The 17,490-nt window shown below is 71.4% G+C and carries 13 protein-coding genes and 1 tRNA gene; 5 read left to right on the top strand and 9 right to left on the bottom strand.

Translation table 11 applies throughout. The annotated features are described in order from the left end of the window. Positions 1-263: 263 nt before the first annotated feature. The 3 genes from ACFW3D_RS33970 to ACFW3D_RS33980 form a co-directional block, all read right to left on the bottom strand. Positions 264-1,568: a glycoside hydrolase family 47 protein gene (locus tag ACFW3D_RS33970; RefSeq protein WP_500510970.1), complete on the bottom strand. Its 1,305-nt coding sequence runs from the start codon at positions 1,566-1,568 to the stop codon at positions 264-266. A 317-nt stretch (positions 1,569-1,885) separates the two neighbouring features. Beyond that, positions 1,886-2,305 carry a CoA-binding protein gene (locus tag ACFW3D_RS33975; RefSeq protein ID WP_500510973.1) on the bottom strand — a complete coding sequence of 140 codons (420 nt, stop codon included), beginning with the start codon at positions 2,303-2,305 and terminating at the stop codon, positions 1,886-1,888. Positions 2,306-2,466: 161 nt separating this feature from the next. Then, positions 2,467-3,531, bottom strand: coding sequence for a hypothetical protein (locus ACFW3D_RS33980; RefSeq protein ID WP_500510975.1), 1,065 nt, complete (start codon positions 3,529-3,531; stop codon positions 2,467-2,469). A 385-nt stretch (positions 3,532-3,916) separates the two neighbouring features. Between ACFW3D_RS33980 and ACFW3D_RS33985 the strand changes: the two genes are divergently transcribed. Further along, complete coding sequence (locus ACFW3D_RS33985) at positions 3,917-4,285, top strand: DoxX family protein (protein WP_500510976.1); 369 nt, start codon at positions 3,917-3,919, stop codon at positions 4,283-4,285. 130 nt (positions 4,286-4,415) lie between these two features. Continuing rightward, positions 4,416-4,490 (top strand) — tRNA-Met (locus ACFW3D_RS33990). Between the two features lie 118 nt (positions 4,491-4,608). On the opposite strand, the gene ACFW3D_RS33995 is transcribed toward ACFW3D_RS33990, so the two are convergent. Next, positions 4,609-5,319: a class I SAM-dependent methyltransferase gene (locus ACFW3D_RS33995; RefSeq protein WP_500510979.1), complete on the bottom strand. Its 711-nt coding sequence runs from the start codon at positions 5,317-5,319 to the stop codon at positions 4,609-4,611. Positions 5,320-5,470: 151 nt separating this feature from the next. Further along, positions 5,471-7,117 carry an alkaline phosphatase D family protein gene (locus tag ACFW3D_RS34000; RefSeq protein WP_500510981.1) on the bottom strand — a complete coding sequence of 549 codons (1,647 nt, stop codon included), beginning with the start codon at positions 7,115-7,117 and terminating at the stop codon, positions 5,471-5,473. A 226-nt stretch (positions 7,118-7,343) separates the two neighbouring features. Between ACFW3D_RS34000 and ACFW3D_RS34005 the strand changes: the two genes are divergently transcribed. Beyond that, on the top strand, positions 7,344-8,693 hold the full coding sequence (locus tag ACFW3D_RS34005) for a tetratricopeptide repeat protein (RefSeq protein ID WP_500510984.1): 1,350 nt from the start codon (positions 7,344-7,346) through the stop codon (positions 8,691-8,693). Between the two features lie 316 nt (positions 8,694-9,009). Here ACFW3D_RS34005 and ACFW3D_RS34010 read toward each other — a convergent pair whose 3' ends face one another. Beyond that, positions 9,010-13,110: a Kelch repeat-containing protein gene (locus ACFW3D_RS34010; RefSeq protein WP_500510987.1), complete on the bottom strand. Its 4,101-nt coding sequence runs from the start codon at positions 13,108-13,110 to the stop codon at positions 9,010-9,012. 606 nt (positions 13,111-13,716) lie between these two features. Here ACFW3D_RS34010 and ACFW3D_RS34015 point away from each other — a divergent pair. Beyond that, on the top strand, positions 13,717-14,331 hold the full coding sequence (locus tag ACFW3D_RS34015; protein ID WP_500510989.1) for a hypothetical protein: 615 nt from the start codon (positions 13,717-13,719) through the stop codon (positions 14,329-14,331). A gap of 30 nt (positions 14,332-14,361) precedes the next feature. On the opposite strand, the gene ACFW3D_RS34020 is transcribed toward ACFW3D_RS34015, so the two are convergent. Further along, entirely contained in the window at positions 14,362-14,820 is a 459-nt protein-coding gene (locus ACFW3D_RS34020) for a MarR family winged helix-turn-helix transcriptional regulator (protein ID WP_500511019.1), read from the bottom strand. Positions 14,821-15,061: 241 nt separating this feature from the next. Here ACFW3D_RS34020 and ACFW3D_RS34025 point away from each other — a divergent pair, with 241 nt between their 5' ends. After that, on the top strand, positions 15,062-15,763 hold the full coding sequence (locus tag ACFW3D_RS34025; RefSeq protein ID WP_500510992.1) for an isochorismatase family protein: 702 nt from the start codon (positions 15,062-15,064) through the stop codon (positions 15,761-15,763). 54 nt (positions 15,764-15,817) lie between these two features. On the opposite strand, the gene ACFW3D_RS34030 is transcribed toward ACFW3D_RS34025, so the two are convergent. Both ACFW3D_RS34030 and ACFW3D_RS34035 read right to left on the bottom strand, forming a co-directional pair. Further along, positions 15,818-16,849 (bottom strand): methyltransferase, encoded by a 1,032-nt coding sequence (locus ACFW3D_RS34030; protein ID WP_500510994.1) that lies wholly within the window; start codon positions 16,847-16,849, stop codon positions 15,818-15,820. A gap of 260 nt (positions 16,850-17,109) precedes the next feature. After that, positions 17,110-17,487 carry a toxin Doc gene (locus ACFW3D_RS34035; protein WP_500510995.1) on the bottom strand — a complete coding sequence of 126 codons (378 nt, stop codon included), beginning with the start codon at positions 17,485-17,487 and terminating at the stop codon, positions 17,110-17,112. Positions 17,488-17,490 lie beyond the last annotated feature (3 nt).

Here is a 17,490-nt window from a genome sequence, read left to right on the forward strand (position 1 = left end):
GGGCACCATGCGTAGACGTATCACTGCGCACTCCCTTCGCCCTCGGAACGGACCGGCTGAGGGCACGTGGAAAGCGAAGGCCGTACGGCCTTCGCCCATCCATTGAGCGCACAGGACACCCCGGGCCGCACGGGGGCGCCCGCGATTTCACCGCCTTGGCCCTGCCGGGCCGCGATCCTGCCGAAGGCGCGACGGCGCACCCCGGCACGTGCCCGCCCGCACCGGCATCCGCACCGACATCCGGGCGGGCATCCGGGCCGACGTCACTTGCCGACGGGGCCCTCGTTGACCGGCGCGTCCGCGGGGTGCAGCAGCCCTCGCAGCACATTGCCCTCCGTCGTCAGATAGGCGGAGCCGTAGTCGAAGCGCCGCGCCTCGGCGAAGAGCAGGTAGTAGTACTTGGCGTTCTCGCTGAACCAGTACGCCGGAGTGAGGTCCCCCAGCTTCATCGGGGACGTCGTCACGTCGCGGACGACCGTGTAGCCGCCGGCGACCCTGCAGTGGCGCTCCTGGCGGTGGAACATCTCGCGGGCGCGTTCCCGGTACAGCTCCTTCCCGGTGACCAGCCACAACGACAGGCAGGAGTCGACGTACTCCGGGCGCAGCGGGGAGGACGGGTCCGTCGCGCGCATGCCGCGGTAGTCGAGGAGGTCCGGCGGCAGGCGGTAGGTCTCGAGCACTGCCGTCCAGCTGTCGTGGTAGCTCTCGCCGTCGGCGACACGGCCGCTGCGGGCCAGCAGTCCGCCGTAGAAGGCGGTCAGCTCGGACTGGACCCGACCGGTGGCGCGACCGTTGCCCATCTGCGCCTGCCGGAACCACAGCCGCCCCGTCCCCCGGTCGGCTAGGTACCGGAAGACCGCGGCGGTGAGCGTGGTGTACCAGTGGTGCAGTTCCTCGTCGCCGTACAGTCTCCAGCCGTGCCACAGGTACTCGAAGAAGGAGTCGACCGGCGGATCGAGGGTGGCGGTGGTCCCGGTCCACGCGCCGGTCTCGACATCGAGGGCGGTGCCCACCAGGTTCACCGGTGAACGGCGTTCGCAGACGGCGCGCAGCGCCCTCTTGGCCACCTCGTAGTAGGAGCGGTCGCCGGTGAGCCGGGAGAGCTCACCGAACTCGGTGATGCAACTGCCGATCTCGGCGACGTAGTTGTCCCGGCCGCTCACCGCGCCCGTGGAGACGTTGACGTACCGGTAGGGGGCGCCCGTGGGCGATCGGGTGAAGGCGGGCATCAGCCGGTCCGCGAGCTCGCGGGCGAGGTCGAGCAACGCGGGGTCCCCGGTCGCGAGGTGCCCCGACAGCAGCCCTCCGACCAGCCGGATGATCGACTCGAAGACCTGGACGAAGACGTCCTGGTCGAGCGCGAGCTCGTTCTTCACCCACTGGACGGCCGCGGCCAGCTCCTCGTCCAGCTCCATCAGATACAGCGTGTCGAGCGCCTCGACGATCGTCAGGCCGAAGGTGTGACCCGGCGAGAAGAAGTCCGCGCCCCGGCCGCTGAGCGGCCGCAGCTCGTCCCGTCCCCAGGCCAGCCGCCGATAGGAGTCCCAGGCACGGCGAAACGCGGCCACGGCCTCCTCCCCCAGGCCCGCGAACGGCTCCGGTGCCGCAGTGGCCGAACCGGGTGCGGACACGACCGGGACGGCGGCGACGGGAGCGAGGGCCGCAAGGGCACCGAGCAGCCCGCGCCGTGAGAGACCGCCGGGACCCGCGCATTTCCTCATGCCCTGAGACGTCCCCCGAAAGCGCCGTCATCCTTTCGCGCCGCACGGAAGATCACCCGTACTCCGGGCCTTACGGGCGCCGCGAGCCCCGGCCGGAGCCCGCTGTGCCGCCGGCCGGGGTCACCTCTCCCCGCCGGTGAACGCACGATCCGCCCCGGAAGGAGTCAGGCCAGCCCCAGCCGGGGTATCTCCCGTCCTGCGGAGCGGTCCATCACCATCAGCAGGCCGGCGTCGAGCGTCCTGGCGTAGGCCGCCTCGTCGATGACGCCCAGCTGGAACCAGACCGCCTTGGCCCCGATCGCCACGGCCCGGTCGGCGACGTCTCCGGCGAGGGTCGAGTTGACGAACACGTTCACGACGTCCACGGCGAAAGGGATCTCCGCCAGGGACGCGTAGCCCTGCTCACCGTGGACCACCTCGGCCTTCGGGTGCACGGGCACCACCCTCTTGCCGATGCGCTGCAGCTTCTCGGCCACGCGGTAGGCGGCCCGTTCGGGGTTGTCCGACAGACCCACCACGGCCCACGTGTCTCCGGCGGCGGTGAGTATCTGCCTGATCGTCGCGTCGTCGCCGTAGGTCGTCATCCGCGGCACCACGGCTGGGGAAGGGTCAGGTCCTGGGGCTTCGTCTGGCGCATGGAGTGACCCTATCCGGCAGGAATACTGTATGCAATAGTGCGGCCGCCGGTGCCGTCGTGCGGGGCGCGACGGGGCGCGGCCATCGCCCCCTCGGCACCGATCCCGTCTCAGGCCTCGTCTTTCAGGCACCAAAGACGGATGGACGTCCGGTCGCTGTCGACCGTGTACCAACCGCCCTCCCCGGCCGAGCGGGGAGGCCCGGACACGGGGAACGGGTAGGCGATCGGGCCGCGCACGGCCATCGTGCGGGGGTCGACGAGCCAGTGGCGTGGCGCGTCCTCGTGGTACCCGGTGCCGACCACTGCCGTGCCGTCGTACGGAAACGCCGCTTCGTAGTCCCAGCACACGCGGTCGCCCTGCTCGCCCGAGGGAGCGGGCACGGCCTCGTCGGCCTTCAGACGCCACAGTTCGCCGCCGCCCTCCGCTTGGTGGAGGTAGAGGGACCACTGTCCGGTATCCGTGGTCAGGACGTGCTCACCGGACGGGCTCACCGCGAAGAGGACCTCCTCGTCGAACCGCCGGAAGGAGAGCTTCGCGCCGTCCCAGTGCCCCCACAGCGCGGACGAGTCCTCCTCCCCCGCAAGCACGCTCAGCCCCATGAAGGCCGGGTCCGGATGGGGGACGTGAAGGGAGCCCGACGCCACCGTCATCGTCTCGGCCCGGGCCAGCACTCCGCCCTCGACCGGGTCGAGGATCAGCCACTCCTCCGCGACGCCGTCACCCGCGAGCGAGCGGATGTGGGCCCAGAGCAGCGCGCCGTCGGAGGAGAAGGCCGCCGAACCGCCGTCCGCGTGACGATGGTGATGATCATCGGCGTACTCCGAGTACGAGGCATGGACCTCGGTGCACACGGCAGCGGACCAGCACCCATGCCGAAGCTCCCACAGCGTGACGCCGGATGCTTCGACGGCCCGCAGCGCGTGCACCCCGGCGAACACGGCGACGTCGCCCGCGGGAGAGACGGTGACCGAGCCGAACCGACGAGGCCAGGGCGCGGGAAAGCGCACCCCCGCCCCCGCCCGATCCTCGTCCAGGTCACGGACGGCGAGTTCGGAGTCCCCGCGCTGCACCAACAGCCTGCGCCCCGGCCAGTGCAGCAGCTGCGGGGCGTCCGCCGACACGGGATCCAACGGAGCGGGGGCGGTGGCGACGAGACGAGCGGCGACGGTCACGGGACTCGCATCCTCCGGCACGCAGGGCGCGCTACGCGGAAACAGGACGCGCCGCAGCCTACGGCAGAGGGTCCGGCGCGGCAGTGACCGGGGCGCCCACGGCCGACCCGCACGGTGCTGGAGCGGGGGGGGCCGCGAGGCCTCCGTTCCGGGCGTACGCGCACCCTCTTCGCAGGTGAGACATGGGTCACGATGGTGCGGGCCGATCGGCCGCGGTATTGCTTGACGCGTCAAGTAATGTTCTCATGGCAACCGGGCCGACCTCGGGAGCACCGGACCGTCGGAGGCCGCACGTCAGCCTGCCCGGTCACCGGGTCCCCGCCGCGCGATCAGTCCGGCGCGCCGATTCCGCCCCCCCCTTCTTCTCACGCATCAAGGAACCACCGTGTACACAGCCGCTGTCGTCCTCAGCGTCCTGCTCGCCCTCGTCTTCCTCGCCGCCGGCGCACCGAAGGTGCAGCTCAAGGGCCCTGTGCCCGACGGGCTCGTCCAGAAGGGGCTCAGCGCCGGCCTCGTCCGGTCCGTGGGGATCGCGGAGGTGGCCGCGGCCGTCGGGCTGGGCATCGGCATCTGGTGGCAGCCGCTGGGCATCGCGGCCGCGGCAGGCACGGTCGTGGTGCTCGTCGGCGCGATCGGCTTCCACGTGAAGAAGGGCGAATACCGCGACAGCACGACCCGCAACGCCGCCGTGACCCCCATCGTGCTGCTCCCGGTGGCCGTGGCCACCGCCCTCACCCTGGCCGCGTCACTGTAGGAACGGTCCGCCCGGGTCCCGAGCCGGACCGCGGGCGGGCGGTTGCAGGACCGGGCGGAAGCATCCGGAGAACGCCGCGCAATAAATCCCTGCGTCGGCTGCCCCGGACAACGTATGCTGGATTCACCGACGCGGGGTGGAGCAGCTCGGTAGCTCGCTGGGCTCATAACCCAGAGGTCGCGTGGTTCAAATCCCGCCCCCGCTACGAGGATTCGGCCCCTGTCCCCCCAATGTCGGGGGCAGGGGCCGAAATCGTGTACGCCTGGCCGCCCGGTCGCACAGTGGGGCGGCCGGCGTCGGCCCGCACTTCGTCCGGCTCGCCGTCACTCCTTGCGGGCCAGGACCAGACGGGAGTACGGGGCACCGTCCGGGCGGCGACCGAAGTCGGACAGCGCCGTGGTCCGCACCGTGAAGCCCGCAGCCGTCAGTTCGGCGCGCACCGCGCGGAGCGGGAAGGTGCGGTAGTACATGACGAAGGGCGGCCGCCAGACCGCGTTCCGTATCCGCATCGCGGCGTCGAACCCGGCGGGCACCCAGTAGCCCCGGGAGGAGATGCGGGGCGGCGCGAACACGGGGAAGGCGAAGACCCCGCCGGGCCGCAGGGCGCGGTGCACCCCGGTGAACAGGGCCGGCCGGTCCGTGGCCAGGAAGTGGCCGAAGGCCCCGAAGCTGACGGCCAGGTCGAACTCCGCCGCGAAGCGCGGGGTCCGTGCGTCCGCGCGTATCCATTCCGCGTCCGGGTGGGCACGGCGCGCCTCGGCGAGCATGCCCGCGCTGAAGTCCACTCCCGTGACCCGGCCCCGGCACAGCGGTCGCAGGACGCGCAGACCCGCTCCCGTGCCGCAGCACACGTCCAGCCCGTCACCGAAAGGACCGAACGGGCGCAGGGCGGAGGACGTCGCGTCGAGGATGCGGTCCGACGTGCGGTACGGCGTGTGGTCGAACTTCGGGGCGAGCAGGTCGTAGCCGCGCTCGACGGAGGAGAAGGCCTGGACGGCCAGCTCGCGCAGCGAGGGCCCTTCGGGTGAGAACACCCCTCCAGGGTAAGGCCGTTGGCCCGGGACCACAGGCGGCTGCTGCAGAACGCGCGGCAGTACGGCAGCGCGGCCCCCGGGCCGCACCACCACGCGGCGGACCCCGGGAGGCAACCCCGGGGCCCGCCGCGTACCGCGGCCTTTCAGCCGGTCAGGCGGGAGTGAGTCCCGGGTTGCCGGCCTCGGTGACGAAGGAGCCGGCCGTGGTGATCGGGGCGCCCGGCGTGGTCACCGCGGACACCGTCTTGAAGTCGGCGCGTGCCGCGTCCTTGCCGAGGGTCACCACGGCGTAGCCGCGGCGGCCGTTGTAGAACTTCAGGTGCGGGTTGGCCTGCATGTAGGCCGCCCAGTTGGAGGGCTTGTCGGAACCGTCCTTGCCGCTGCTGATCGAGCTGGTGACGATCTCCGTGCCGAGGGTCCTCGACGCCGGGTCGTCGAAGTCCTTCTTGATGTCGAAGCCGTAGTGGACGTGGACGTCACCGGTCAGCACGACCAGGTTGTCCCGGCCGGCGGACTCCCAGCCGTCCAGGAGACGCTGCCGGGACGCCGGGTAGCCGTCCCAGGAGTCCATGGAGACCTTGAAGTCCGGCGTCGTGCGGTCCTTGCGCTGGGCGAAGGTGACCTGCTGGGGAATGACGTTCCAGGTCGCCTTCGAGCCGCGCCAGCCGTCGATCAGCCAGCGCTCCTGCGTGGCGCCCGTCATCGTGCGGGCGGGGTCCTGGGACTCCGGTCCCGGGACCTGCCAGCCGTCGCCGTACGCCTGGTCGGAGCGGTACTGGCGGGTGTCGAGGATGTCGAACTGGGCGAGCCGCCCGAACTGCAGACGCCGGTAGAGCTGGGCGTCCGGGCCGTGCGGGAGCTGGCGGCGGCGCAGCGGCTGGTTCTCCCAGTAGGCGCGGTAGGCGGAGGCCCGGCGCAGCAGGAACTCCTCCGCGGGCACGTCGTTCTCGGGGGTGTCGTCCGCGTAGTTGTTCTCGGTCTCGTGGTCGTCCCAGGTGACCACGAAGGGGTGCGCCGCGTGGGCCGCCATCAGGTCGGGATCGGACTTGTACAGGGCGTAGCGGAGGCGGTAGTCGTCCAGCGTGAGCGTCTCGCGGTTGAAGTGCGAGGGCAGCACGCGGTCGGTGTAGGCGCGAGCCCCGCCGGTCGCGGTCACCGCGTACTCGTAGAGGTAGTCGCCGAGGTGGAAGACCGCGTCGAGGTCCTCGTCGGCCAGGTGACGGTAGGCGGTGAAGTAGCCGTCGTGGTAGGCCTGGCAGGACACCGCGGCCAGACGCAGCTCGGTCAGGCGGGCGCCCTTCGACGGGGCGGTACGGGTACGGCCCACGGGGCTGACCCACTCGCCCACGCGGAACCGGTAGTACAGGACGCGGTCGGAGTCGAGGCCGTCCACCTCCACGTGCACGGCGTGGTTGTACTCCGGGTGCGCGTCGACGGTGCCCCGCCTGGTCACACGGGTGAAACGCTCGTCGTGGGCGAGCTCCCAGCGCACCTTGAAGCGCTTGGGGGGCAGGCCGCTGCCGCTCTCGTACGGGCGGGGGGCGAGCCGGGTCCACAGCAGCACCGAATCGGGCATGGGGTCGCCGGAGGCCACGCCCAGCGTGAAGGGGTTCTCGGTGATCTGCACGGCACTCGCCTCGGCCGCCGCGGCGGTCCCACCGAGCGGGATGTTCACGGCGAACGCCAGCGTCGCCGCCGCCCCGGTGACGGTCAGGAAGCGGCGCCGGTCCATGTGGCGTACGGCGTCACGCAGTTCGGCGGAGTGTCCGGACGAGGAAGGTGATGCGGAAGGCTGCATGAGGGTGCATTGCAGTGGCCCGGGGCGGCGCGCAGTCGCCGAAAGGTTGGCGCGTACATGTATGGACGGTGACCGTTGGCCCCGCCGCCGGCGCGAAGCCCGCCCTTCACGAATCCCGCACGATCCCGTCATGCGCCAGGGGCGGTTCGTTCCACGGCCCGCCGCCCGCGGGGGCTGCTCGGATCGGCTGGGGGCGGTGTCGGTGGCGGGGCCTAGGGTGCGCCGCGTGAACATTGACGATCTCGAGTGGCAGCGGGACCGGCTCGGCGGTGTTCCGCCGCGGCTCGTGGAGGAGATGCTCGAAAGCGGCGGCCTGGAAGCGGTGGTGGAGGCGGCGCAGGAGCGCGGCGACTGGTTCTGCGCGGAGGGTGCGGCGCGCCGGCTGTGCGCGGAGGGGAAGTTCGCGCGGGCCTGGGCGGTCATCGAGCCGTTCACGGCCACCGGATGGCAGCCCGCGGTCCGCGTCGGCGCGGACGTCCTGCTGCGATGGGGCCGCGCCGAGCAGGCGCTGGAGCTGACGCACCCCCAGGGCCGGGGCGCCAAGCCGGCCGACGCGTGGCCCGACTACGCCGAGGTACTGGTGAGGGCCGGACGGGTGGACGAAGCCATCGACGCCCTCGTACCGCACCTGCGCGAGCGGCGGGTGCTGCGGGCGCTGGTGCGGGTCACCGAAGGCCAGGGCCGCGACGACCGGGTGCTGCAGCTGCTCGCCCCGATCGCCGACGAGTTCCGCCGCGACCCGCATCAGTGCCGTCTGCGCGACCTGTGGGAGGTGCTGCCCGCGCAGGCGACCCTCCTCGAACGGTCCGGCCGGGTGGACGAGGCGATCGGCCTGCTCGGCGCGGACGTGGCGGCACACCGCTACGGGCCGCAGAACACCGTCGAGTTCCACGTCCAACTGCTCGCCCGGCACCGACGGACCGAGGAGCTGCGCGAACTGGCCACCGGCTCCCACATGCCGACCGCCGCCCGCGCGTACGTCGCGGCCCTGGAGGACCGGGGCAGGGCCGCGGACGCGGAGACCTACCTGCGCACCTCCCTCGACGCGAACGTGTACCGGACCACGTACGAGAGCGCTCTGCTGGAGTTCCTGCTCCGCCAGGGCCGGGTGGACGAAGCCGTCGCGGCCGTGGCGCACACCTTCGACGACCTCTACGATTCGAACCTCCTCCAGGCCACCCTTCTCCACCTGGCCGAACGCGGGCAACCCGGCAAGGCCCTGGCCCTCACCGAAGGACGCAGCGCCACGTTCCTGGAGGAGAACGAGGACTGGCTCCGGTCCAACCGGTGGTGGCTGATGGGCGAGGCAGGACGCTGCCAGGAGGCCATCGCCGAGATCGAGGCGCTGCCGCCGGACGAGGTCGACGACCGCGAGGTCACCATCGCATGGCTGCTCGCCCGGGACGACCGGGTGGAGGAGGCCATCGCCCTCCTCCGGCAGTGCTCCGGCCGGTCGGCCGCAACCGACCTCGCCCACCTGCTCGTCACGCAGGGCCGCTGTGAGGAGGCACTCGCCGTCATCCCGGACGTGGCCACGCAGCGTGAGGAGCACCGGCGCCTTCTCAGGAACGGATAGAGGGCGAGCGGGCCGGGGACAGCGGTGCGAACACGGAACGGATGCCCTCCTGACGGCCCCTGAGCCATCAGAACGGGGGCTCGTCCTGCCAGGCGCCGGCCGACGGCTCGGGCGGCCGCGGACCGTGGCCGCCGGAGCACGGCGGCGGCGAGGACGTACCGCAGCCCCGGCCACCGACAGTCCCCGACACCGCACCACAAAGGGCCGGCCCCCCGAGGGGGACCGGCCGTTGTCGTGCCCGAGTTCGCGTCCGGGGGTGCGCCGACGGCTCGTACGCGTACGCGGACCGTCGGCGCCGTTCCCGGCGCTTACCCCGTTACTTGCGCTTCAGGGTGAAGTTGGCCGTGACCGTCGCTCCCTTCTTCAGCTTCACCGTCGTGACGGTCGGCTGGTAGCCGTCCTTGGCGACGATGACGGTGAGCGGGTTGTTCCGGACGTCGAGCCACAGTCCGTACGTGCCGTCGGCGGACGTGGTGAGCGTGTAGCTCGCGGCCCAGCTGTCGATCTGCACGGTGGCTCCGGCCAGCGGTGCGGTGCCGCCGGTGGCCTTGTTGCCCAGGACCAGGCCGCTGATCTTGCCCCAGGTCTTGGGCGGGTCGACGTGCAGGCTGACCGGGATGCGCGGCACGGCGTACGGCGTGTCGGTGCCCACGCTGAGACCGGCGGTCAGGTCACCGGGCTGGGTCACCGAGGCGGCCGAGGCGTCCAGCGAGACCGCGACGGTCGCACTGGCCCCGGGCTGCAGGGTGAGCTCCTGGACGCTCTCGCTCATCCAGTCGACGTCGCTCGATCCACCCTGGTCGTAGCCGGGCAGCACCTCGACCTTGCTGATCGGCCTGCCGGGGGCGTTGCCGCCGCCGACCTTGTAGAAGCCCGGCGCGCCGCCGCCGCGGTAGGTGGCGACGTTGGCGTTGGGGAGGGTGCCCCAGGTGCCGGACTTCGGGTCGAAGGCCTGGCCGCGGTTGGTGAGGGCGTTGTTGCCGACGCCGCCGACCATCAGCAGACGGCCGTTGGCCGCGGCGTAGGAGGTACCCCACTGCGGGGCGGGGACGTCCGCGAGCTGGGACCAGCTGTCGGCACCCGGGTCGTAGACGTAGGAGTGGACGACGTCGTTCTCGCTGGCGCCGAGACCGCCGGCGCAGTAGATCTGGTCGTCGATGGCGCCGCACGCCTCCCACGAGATGGGCTCGGGGTAGGCGGCGATCTGGGACCAGCTGTCGGTGCCCGCGTCGTAGACGCTGGCGTCGGTCGTGCCGCAGAAGTCGCCGCCGCAGCCGCCGATCATGTACAGCTTGCCGTCCAGGACGGCGGTGCCGGAGCCCGCGTAGGGCTTGGGCGCGGACGCGCCGGTGGTCCAGCTGTCCGAGGCGGGGTCGTAGATCTCCAGCTTCGCGTCCGGGGAACCCGACGGGCCCCAGCCGCCGACGGCGTAGAGCTTGCCGTCGATGAACCCGTGCGCGGGGTCCTCACGGGTGTCGGACGCGCTCGCCAGCTTCGTCCAGCTGCCGGCGACCGGGTCGAGGACGTACAGGTCCTTGACGTCGGCCGATCCGTTGTAGCCGAAGGCCGAGTAGACCTTGCCGTCCAGCGTGTCGACGGCGTTGTCCATGAGGGCGCCCGGCAGGTCCGGGGCCGTCTGCCACGTGTCGTCGGCCGGGGCCGCCGCGGACGGGCCGGCCTTGGCGGCGGTGTGGGCCTTGCTGGACAGCGGGTTGAACTCACCCTTGACGGTCTGCAGGGCCGCACCCTTGGCCTGTTGGGTGAAGCCGCCGGACTGTTCGCCGAGTTTGACGGTGGCGGCGGCACCGCCGGTGTTCTTGACGGTCAGGTTCTGCGTCTTGGAGCCGCCCCAGGCGACGGAGGCGGAGACCGAGGCCGGAGTGATGGTGATCTTGCCGGCCTTGAGCTTGAAGTTGGCCTGGACCGCGCTGTCGGCGCCGACCTTGGCGTTCTTGGTCAGGGAGGTGTACTTCGCCTTGGCCGCGGTGAAGGGGTGACTGCCGAAGGCGGTCGAGACGAACGAGTAGTAGCCGTCGGGCAGGTTCGGGTCGTCGGGGGTGGCCGAAGTGGTGGTCTTCTCGGCCGGCTTGTCCTGGCTGGTGACGGTGGCGCCGACGATGCCCGTGCCGGTGTTGGCGTCGGTCACCGTGCCCACGACCAGGCCGGCGGGGATGGCGGTCAGCTGCCGGTCGCCGACGAAGACGTCGTCGACGGCCCACCACCAGCCGAAGCTGCCGGAGAAGTGGAAGCGCAGCTGCACCTCGGGCTGTCCGGCGAAGTCGGACAGCGACGCCTCGATGCGGTCGCCGGTGACGTCCGCGCCGGGGGACCAGATCCGGCTCCAGTTCTTGCCGCCGTCCGAGGTGGCCTCCAGGGCCGCGGACTGGCCGCCGTACTGCTTGTACTCGGTGCTGAAGGCCACCTCGGGGTCGTTCTTCCCGGTGAAGTCGTAGACCGGGCTGAGCAGTGAGGTGTCCTGGGTGGCGCCACCGCCGAAGTGGTCGCTGTCGACGACGGCGAACGCGCCGTCACCGCCGGTGTGGTTGCCGCGGTCGCCCGGGTCGTCGAACTCCCAGCCGCCCGTGGTGCCCTCGGCGTTGTCCACCTTCCAGCCGGCGGGCGGGGCGTCGGTGGCGTCGAACGGCTCGGTGGTGCCGGTCACGTCGACCCGGTAGCCGGGCGTGTCCGCCGTCCAGGAGTCCGCCGGGACCGCGATGCCCACCGTCTGCGCGGAGTCGCCGACGGTGATCTTCTTGCTGACGGTCTTGTATCCGGGGGTCGCCGAGGCGACGTGCAGGGTGTACGAGTGCCCCTCGGGCAGGTCCAGGCTGTACGCCCCGGTCGCCGGGTCCGTCCACACCACGCCGGGCACGCCGTCCGCGGTGATCTTCGCGTAGAGCGGCCAGCCGTGGCCGGAGCCGTCGGTGACCTTGCCCGCGATCGTCTGGCTCGGCACCGCGGTGAGGGTGAAGTTCTTGGTCACCGTCGCGTCGTCGTCGACCACGACCCCGTCGGCCGAACCCCCGGCGTAGCCGAACGCCTCGACGGAGACGTCGTAGGTGCCGGTGGGCACGGTCAGCGAGTAGGCGCCGGAGGCGTCGGTGTGGGCGATGCCGGTGCCCGCCGTGACCGTGGCACCGCTGACCGCCTTGCCGGTGGCGCTGTCGGTCACGGTTCCGGAGATCACGCCGTGCGCCCCGGTGCGGAACGCGGTCAGGCCGGCGGGCGTGCCCAGGCCGGTCGGGCCGTCGAAGCCCTCGGCGCCGTTGCACAGGTACGACGGGGAGCAACTGCCGTTGCTGCCGGTGGTGATGTCGTTGAGCCCGGTTCCGGCCTCGTACGGGTACGCGTTCGGGTACGAGCCGGCCACGGGGGTGCCGGCGGCCGCGTACACCGAGGCGATGATGGGCGCCGAGACGCTGGTGCCGCCGTAGACCGCCCAGCCGTTGTGGCCGTAGGTCTGGTAGACCGCCACGTCCTCGGCGACGGCCGAGACGTCGGCCAGTGCCCGGTTGTCACAGCCGGTGTCGTGCTGGAAGGCGGGCTTGGGCTCGTACAGCGAGCAGCCGGAACCGGCGAGGCTCCAGGCGGCCTCGGTCCATCCGCGGGGGGTGGACGAGTCGCGGGTCAGCGTGGTGCCGCCGACCGCGGTCACGTACTGCGAGGCCGCCGGGTAGCTCACGCCGTAGCCGTAGTCGCCGGTGGACGCGGTGATCGCGACCCCGGGGTGGTTGTAGTGGGCGTCCAGCTCCGTGGTCTCGGACGGGTCCTCGCCGTTCCCGCCGCGGTAGTCGGTGCCGTAGGAGTTCGACACGTACTTCGCGCCCATGGCGACGGCCTGGTCCACGGCGGCGGACAGGCTCTCGAAGCTGTTGTCGTCGGCCTCGACCAGCAGGATGTGCGCGCTCGGCGCGATCGCCGAGACCATGTCGAGGTCGAGCGAGATCTCACCGGCCCAGCCCGGGTCCGGCACGGGGTAGTCGGTGCCGCCGCGCTGGTCGACCTTGCGGAAGCATCCGTTGTCCGTGGTGCAGGCCGGCAGCCCGAACTGCGCCCGGTAGACGGCGAGGTCGGCCTCGGCGGTGGGGTCGTCGAAGGCGTCCACGATGGCGACGGTCTGTCCGGCGCCGCCGTCGGTCGGCAGGTCGTAGGCGCTCTGCAGATCGGCCGCGCCGTAGCCGGCCGGTGTGTCCGCCGCCGGCACCAGCCCCTTGACGGGCTTGATGTCGGTGCGGCGCAGGGCGAAGCAGCTGAAGTGGCCGGGCTTGGCCGTGTCACAGGTGGGTTCGAACGAGCGGCGGACGCCGGTGGCCGCGGCGGCGGATTTCGCGCCGGTGGCACCCGAGGCCATTGCCGGTGCCTGTATGCCGAGCACCGCCATGGCGGCGGCGCCGAGGACCGCCAGGCCTCTGGTCACCGTCAGGCGGAGGGGGTGGGGGGATTTCGCTGGTCTGCGCAACGTGACTCCCATGCGTGCTTGCAGGGATCGAGCCGTTGTACGGCTCCTGGCGACGGAGAACGTCCGAGCGTTCACCGCAGCCCATTAGCGAGTTGGGTTCTGTTCATGTCAACAAGGGGCCCCAGTGGCGGATGTGACCGAACGTCATAGGCCGAGTGCTCAACGTGTGCGTTCCGTTGCGGTTTTTTGATGTTCTGGGTGGAATACACGTTCCTTTGTGTTCGGTGAGTGAACGTCGGACATCCGTTGCCCGCGACTGTTCACTGGGCGTATTTGGGGCGTGAATACGACACGCGACGCAAAGACGCCAGCACCCACAGGACGCCGACCGAGGCGCCCGGACGGCCATTTACGCTGGTCAGCTCGCCCAACCGGCGCCAACTCGGCGGCGCCGCAGCCCCGCTCGCCCCAAGGGGCCCCGTCCGCCGACCCCTCACCCGCCTGCGTGGCGCGCCGGCCGTGCGCCCCTCCGACCGGAGCAGGCTTTCATGATCGCCCGGCATGGCGCCGGGCCGGCGACGCACGGGGGCTGAATGCTGGGTGCCGGATCAGACAGGAGAGAACGTGGACGATCACAGCACGCATGGGCCGCGGAAAGCGGCATCCCCCGGCGCGGCCCCCGACGCTCCCGGGCAGGCGGGGGTCATCGGCATCGCACTCGCCGCCGTGTTGACGGCGTTCCTGGCGCAGGGATCCTGGCAGTGGTTCGCCGTGTACATCGGGGCGACGCTCCTCGCGGTGATCTTCACCTTCTACCGGCTGCCGGCGTGGACGCCCGGCCTGCGATCCGTGTACGTGCGGAATCTGGTGGCGTACTCGCTGGTCGTCGGCCTGTGCGTGGCGATCACCCTGGCCCCCATGATGCAGCGCTGGGCGTGGCTGTTCCCGATGCCCGGCACCCGCAGCCGATGCACCGCGCTGGGCGTCTACGAAAGCGTCCGCACCGAGGCCGCGCTGGCGAACCTGGCCGATCGCGCCGGCACCTCACTGGCCCACGCACAGGCGGTCCAGAGCCATGACGCCGTCGCCAACTGCCTGTCCGCCACCACCACGCTGTGGCTGCCGGTCTACGGGGCCGGTGCGGCCCTGCTGGTCGGACTGGGTGCGTGGCTCGTCGACCGGGTCCGGGTGAGGAACGGGGCCGCCGGGCCGGGCCGGAACGCCCCTGTGCATGGCTGAGGGTTTCGTCCGCGACGGCGGGCCGGCGGGTCATTCCTCCAGGGCGGCCGCGATGCGGTCGAGGTCGGTGAGGAGCTCTGCCATGCGGCGCGGCGGGATGCCCCTGAGCATGCGGTCCTCTATGGCGGAGATGGACGCCTGGACCGCACCCAGCCGCTTGCGGCCCTCTTCGGTGAGATGGGCGGGCCGGGCGCGGCCGTAGTCAGCGGTGGCGGGGCGGGTGATCAGTCCGGCGTCCTGAAGGCTGCGCAGGACGACGTTCCCGGACTGCCGGGTGACGAAGGTCGCGCGGGCGAGTTCGGCGTTGGACATACCCGGGTGCAGGGCCAGGATGTCGAGAGTGGCGTACTGCGGCACGGTCAGTCCGTGTTCGCGCAGGACCCTGTCCATGGCCGCGCGCAGGGCGGACTGGGCACGCTTGATCCGGTATCCGACAGGCTGGGTGACGTCTGTCGCGCGAGGGGGGAGCCCAGTCGGCATGCCGTCCATCATGTCAGTATTTTGACATAGATATCACGGCGTCGTAACCTGGCCTATGTCAGAACCCTGACATGGGTTCCCCGGAAGACCGGGCGAGCTCGGCAAGCGGCCCGGTCCGGGCCGAATCCGCGGTGCCCCTGCCGGCGCGGCACCTGGAACCGGTGGCTGCCCGTCGGATCCGGGCGCCGCTTTCAGGACCAGCCGTCCTCACAACCGCCCAGCCCGCTCGCCCCGGTGAAGTGCTCACACCGTGGCGATCCCGGTCTCGACCGGCCACCGAATCCCCAGGCGGTCACCCAACACCAGGAAGGATCCGGACATGGTTCACTTCCCTGTCGATCCGGCACGTACCGCCCTGTTGCTCATCGATCTGCAGAGGGCATTCGTGGAGGAGTCGCCGGTGGCCGCTCGGGGCGGCCGCGCGGTCGTGGAACGGCTCGGCCGGCTGGCGCGCATCTGCCGCGACCACCGGATCACCGTGATCCACACGGCGCACGTCGTCCGCGCCGATGGCAGCAACACCGGCGTCATGCGGGACATACTGCCCCCGGTCGCGGACGGGCTGATCAATGAGGACAACCCACTTGCCCGGCTTCATCCCCTGACCGAGGTCCACCCGGAGGACATACTGATCCGCAAGCCCCGTTTCGGCGCCTTCCACGGCACTGACCTGGAGCTCATCCTTCGCGCGGCGCGGATCGACACCCTGCTGATCGGTGGTGTCGCCACCCACGCCTGCTGCGACACCACGGCGCGGGAGGCGTGCGCCCGTGACTTCAAGGTGCTGTTTCTCTCCGACGGCACCGCCTGCTTCCCACTCCCGGACACCGGCGGTGACATGATCGACGCCGACGAACTCCAGCGCGTCGTGCTGGCCGTCATGGCCTTCGGCTTCGGCGAGGTCCTGTCGGTCGACTCGGCCATCGATCGCATTCGGGCCGCGTCCCGATGACCGGCCGCACGCCGCACTCGGGACGGCTGTGCCCGCGCCCCTCCCCCGCAGGGATCAGATCGCCTCGAGCTCGATGATCTTGAACTGGAATCCGGTCGGAGTGACGGCCGTGCGCCGCCATCCGGATGCGGCGAAGAGCGCGTCGAACTCGGGCAGATCCCGCTCCTGACCCGGCAGCATCGCGAGCATGTGCATGTCGGCGAGCGGCTCGAAGCCGGGCGCCCCGATCTCCCCGATCACGTTCTCCACCACCACGACCCGTGCGCCGGGCCGTGCGGAAGCGCGGCAGTTCCGAAGAATCCTGATGCAGTCGGCGTCGCTCCAGTCGTGCAGGACCATCTTGAGGAGGTACAGGTCAGCCGGCGGGACGGACTCGAAGAAGTCACCGGTGACCGCGGCGAACCGGTCGGTCAGCCCCTGCTTCACCGCCGACGCCTGCGCCGCGGCAGTGGCGTGTGGCAGGTCCAGGCTCTGCCCGCGAAGGTTCGGGTTCGCCAGGAGGAGTCCCTGCACCAGTGCCCCGGTCCCGCCGCCGACGTCGACCGCGACCGTGCTGCCGGTGGTGTCGAGCGCCCGGGTGAGGTCGCGATTCAGCTGTTCCGACATGCTGGACATGGCCACCGAGAAGAGTTCCGCCTCGGCGGGGTGGTCGCCGAGGTAGGTGAAGAAGTCGGTGCCGAGCGCGCTTTCGATCTGGGTGCCGCCCTTGCGGACGGCCTCCGGGAACCGCTCCCAGGCGCGCCAGTGCGAAGGCCCCGCCCATGTGAGGGCCACCTCCCGCAGGGTGTTCGGCACTCCGGTACGGAGCAGCCGGCTCAGGGGCGTGCCGGAGAACCGGCGCTCGCCCTGGTGGGCCACCAGGGCGAGCGAGGCGCAGGCGCGCAGGAGCCGGTAGGTGGTCGCGGGGTCGCTGGACTCCCGTGCCGCTATCTCGTCGGCGTCGAGGGGCCCATCGGCGAGGTGGTCGGGGATGGAGAGGTCGACTGCGGCCCGAACGATCTGGGTCACCCAGTAACCGCTGAGCATCTGGAGCAGAGCACCGGCGTTCGCGGACTCGGAGGATGAGTTCTGAGGATTCTCGGACATCGGCAGGGCGCACCAATCGGAACTGGTTTAACGGTCAACTAACCGTACCCCCTGCCCAGGGCACCGAAAGCGTGAGTCCTGCATCAATTGCCCGCTCCGCCGGAGCGTTCGGCAAGGCGTCGGCGAAATGTTCACGGCGATTCACCCACCGGGTCCGGCACGGCTCGGCTCGGCTCCTCAATCGGTTCGGCCGGCCCTTGTCGCCACGTGCGCCGCCCGATCCCGTCGCGGGGCGGGATCGGGCGGCGGACCTCGCGGTCTCAGACGCGCCAGCGGCGAATGCGGGCCGCGGCGCCGAAGACGTCCTCCTTGTGCACCATCAGGTCCTTGCAGAGTTCGACGAGTTCGCCGTACGGGCTGTCGAGGCCTTCTCCGCTGGCGTGCATGTACGCGATGACCACCGCGCAGGCGTAGCGGACGTTGAGCGTCGGGAGGGGGCGCAGGAGCAGGAGGGTCTGCAGGAGAGCAGCGGCGCGCCAGCCGGCGTCGGGGTCGATGCCGAGGCGGGGCGGGTCGACGCGGTGGCGGGCGACCGCGGCGACGAGTGCGGAGAAGTCACTGATGACGTGCTGGTCGGGCAGTGCCTGCTCGTGCCGGCGAAGGAGCCAGGGGACGTCGATGTGGATGACCGGCGGCATGGG

The sequence above is a fragment of the Streptomyces sp. NPDC058864 genome, assembly GCF_042742985.1.
In the GTDB taxonomy this organism is placed as follows: Bacteria; Actinomycetota; Actinomycetes; order Streptomycetales; family Streptomycetaceae; genus Actinacidiphila.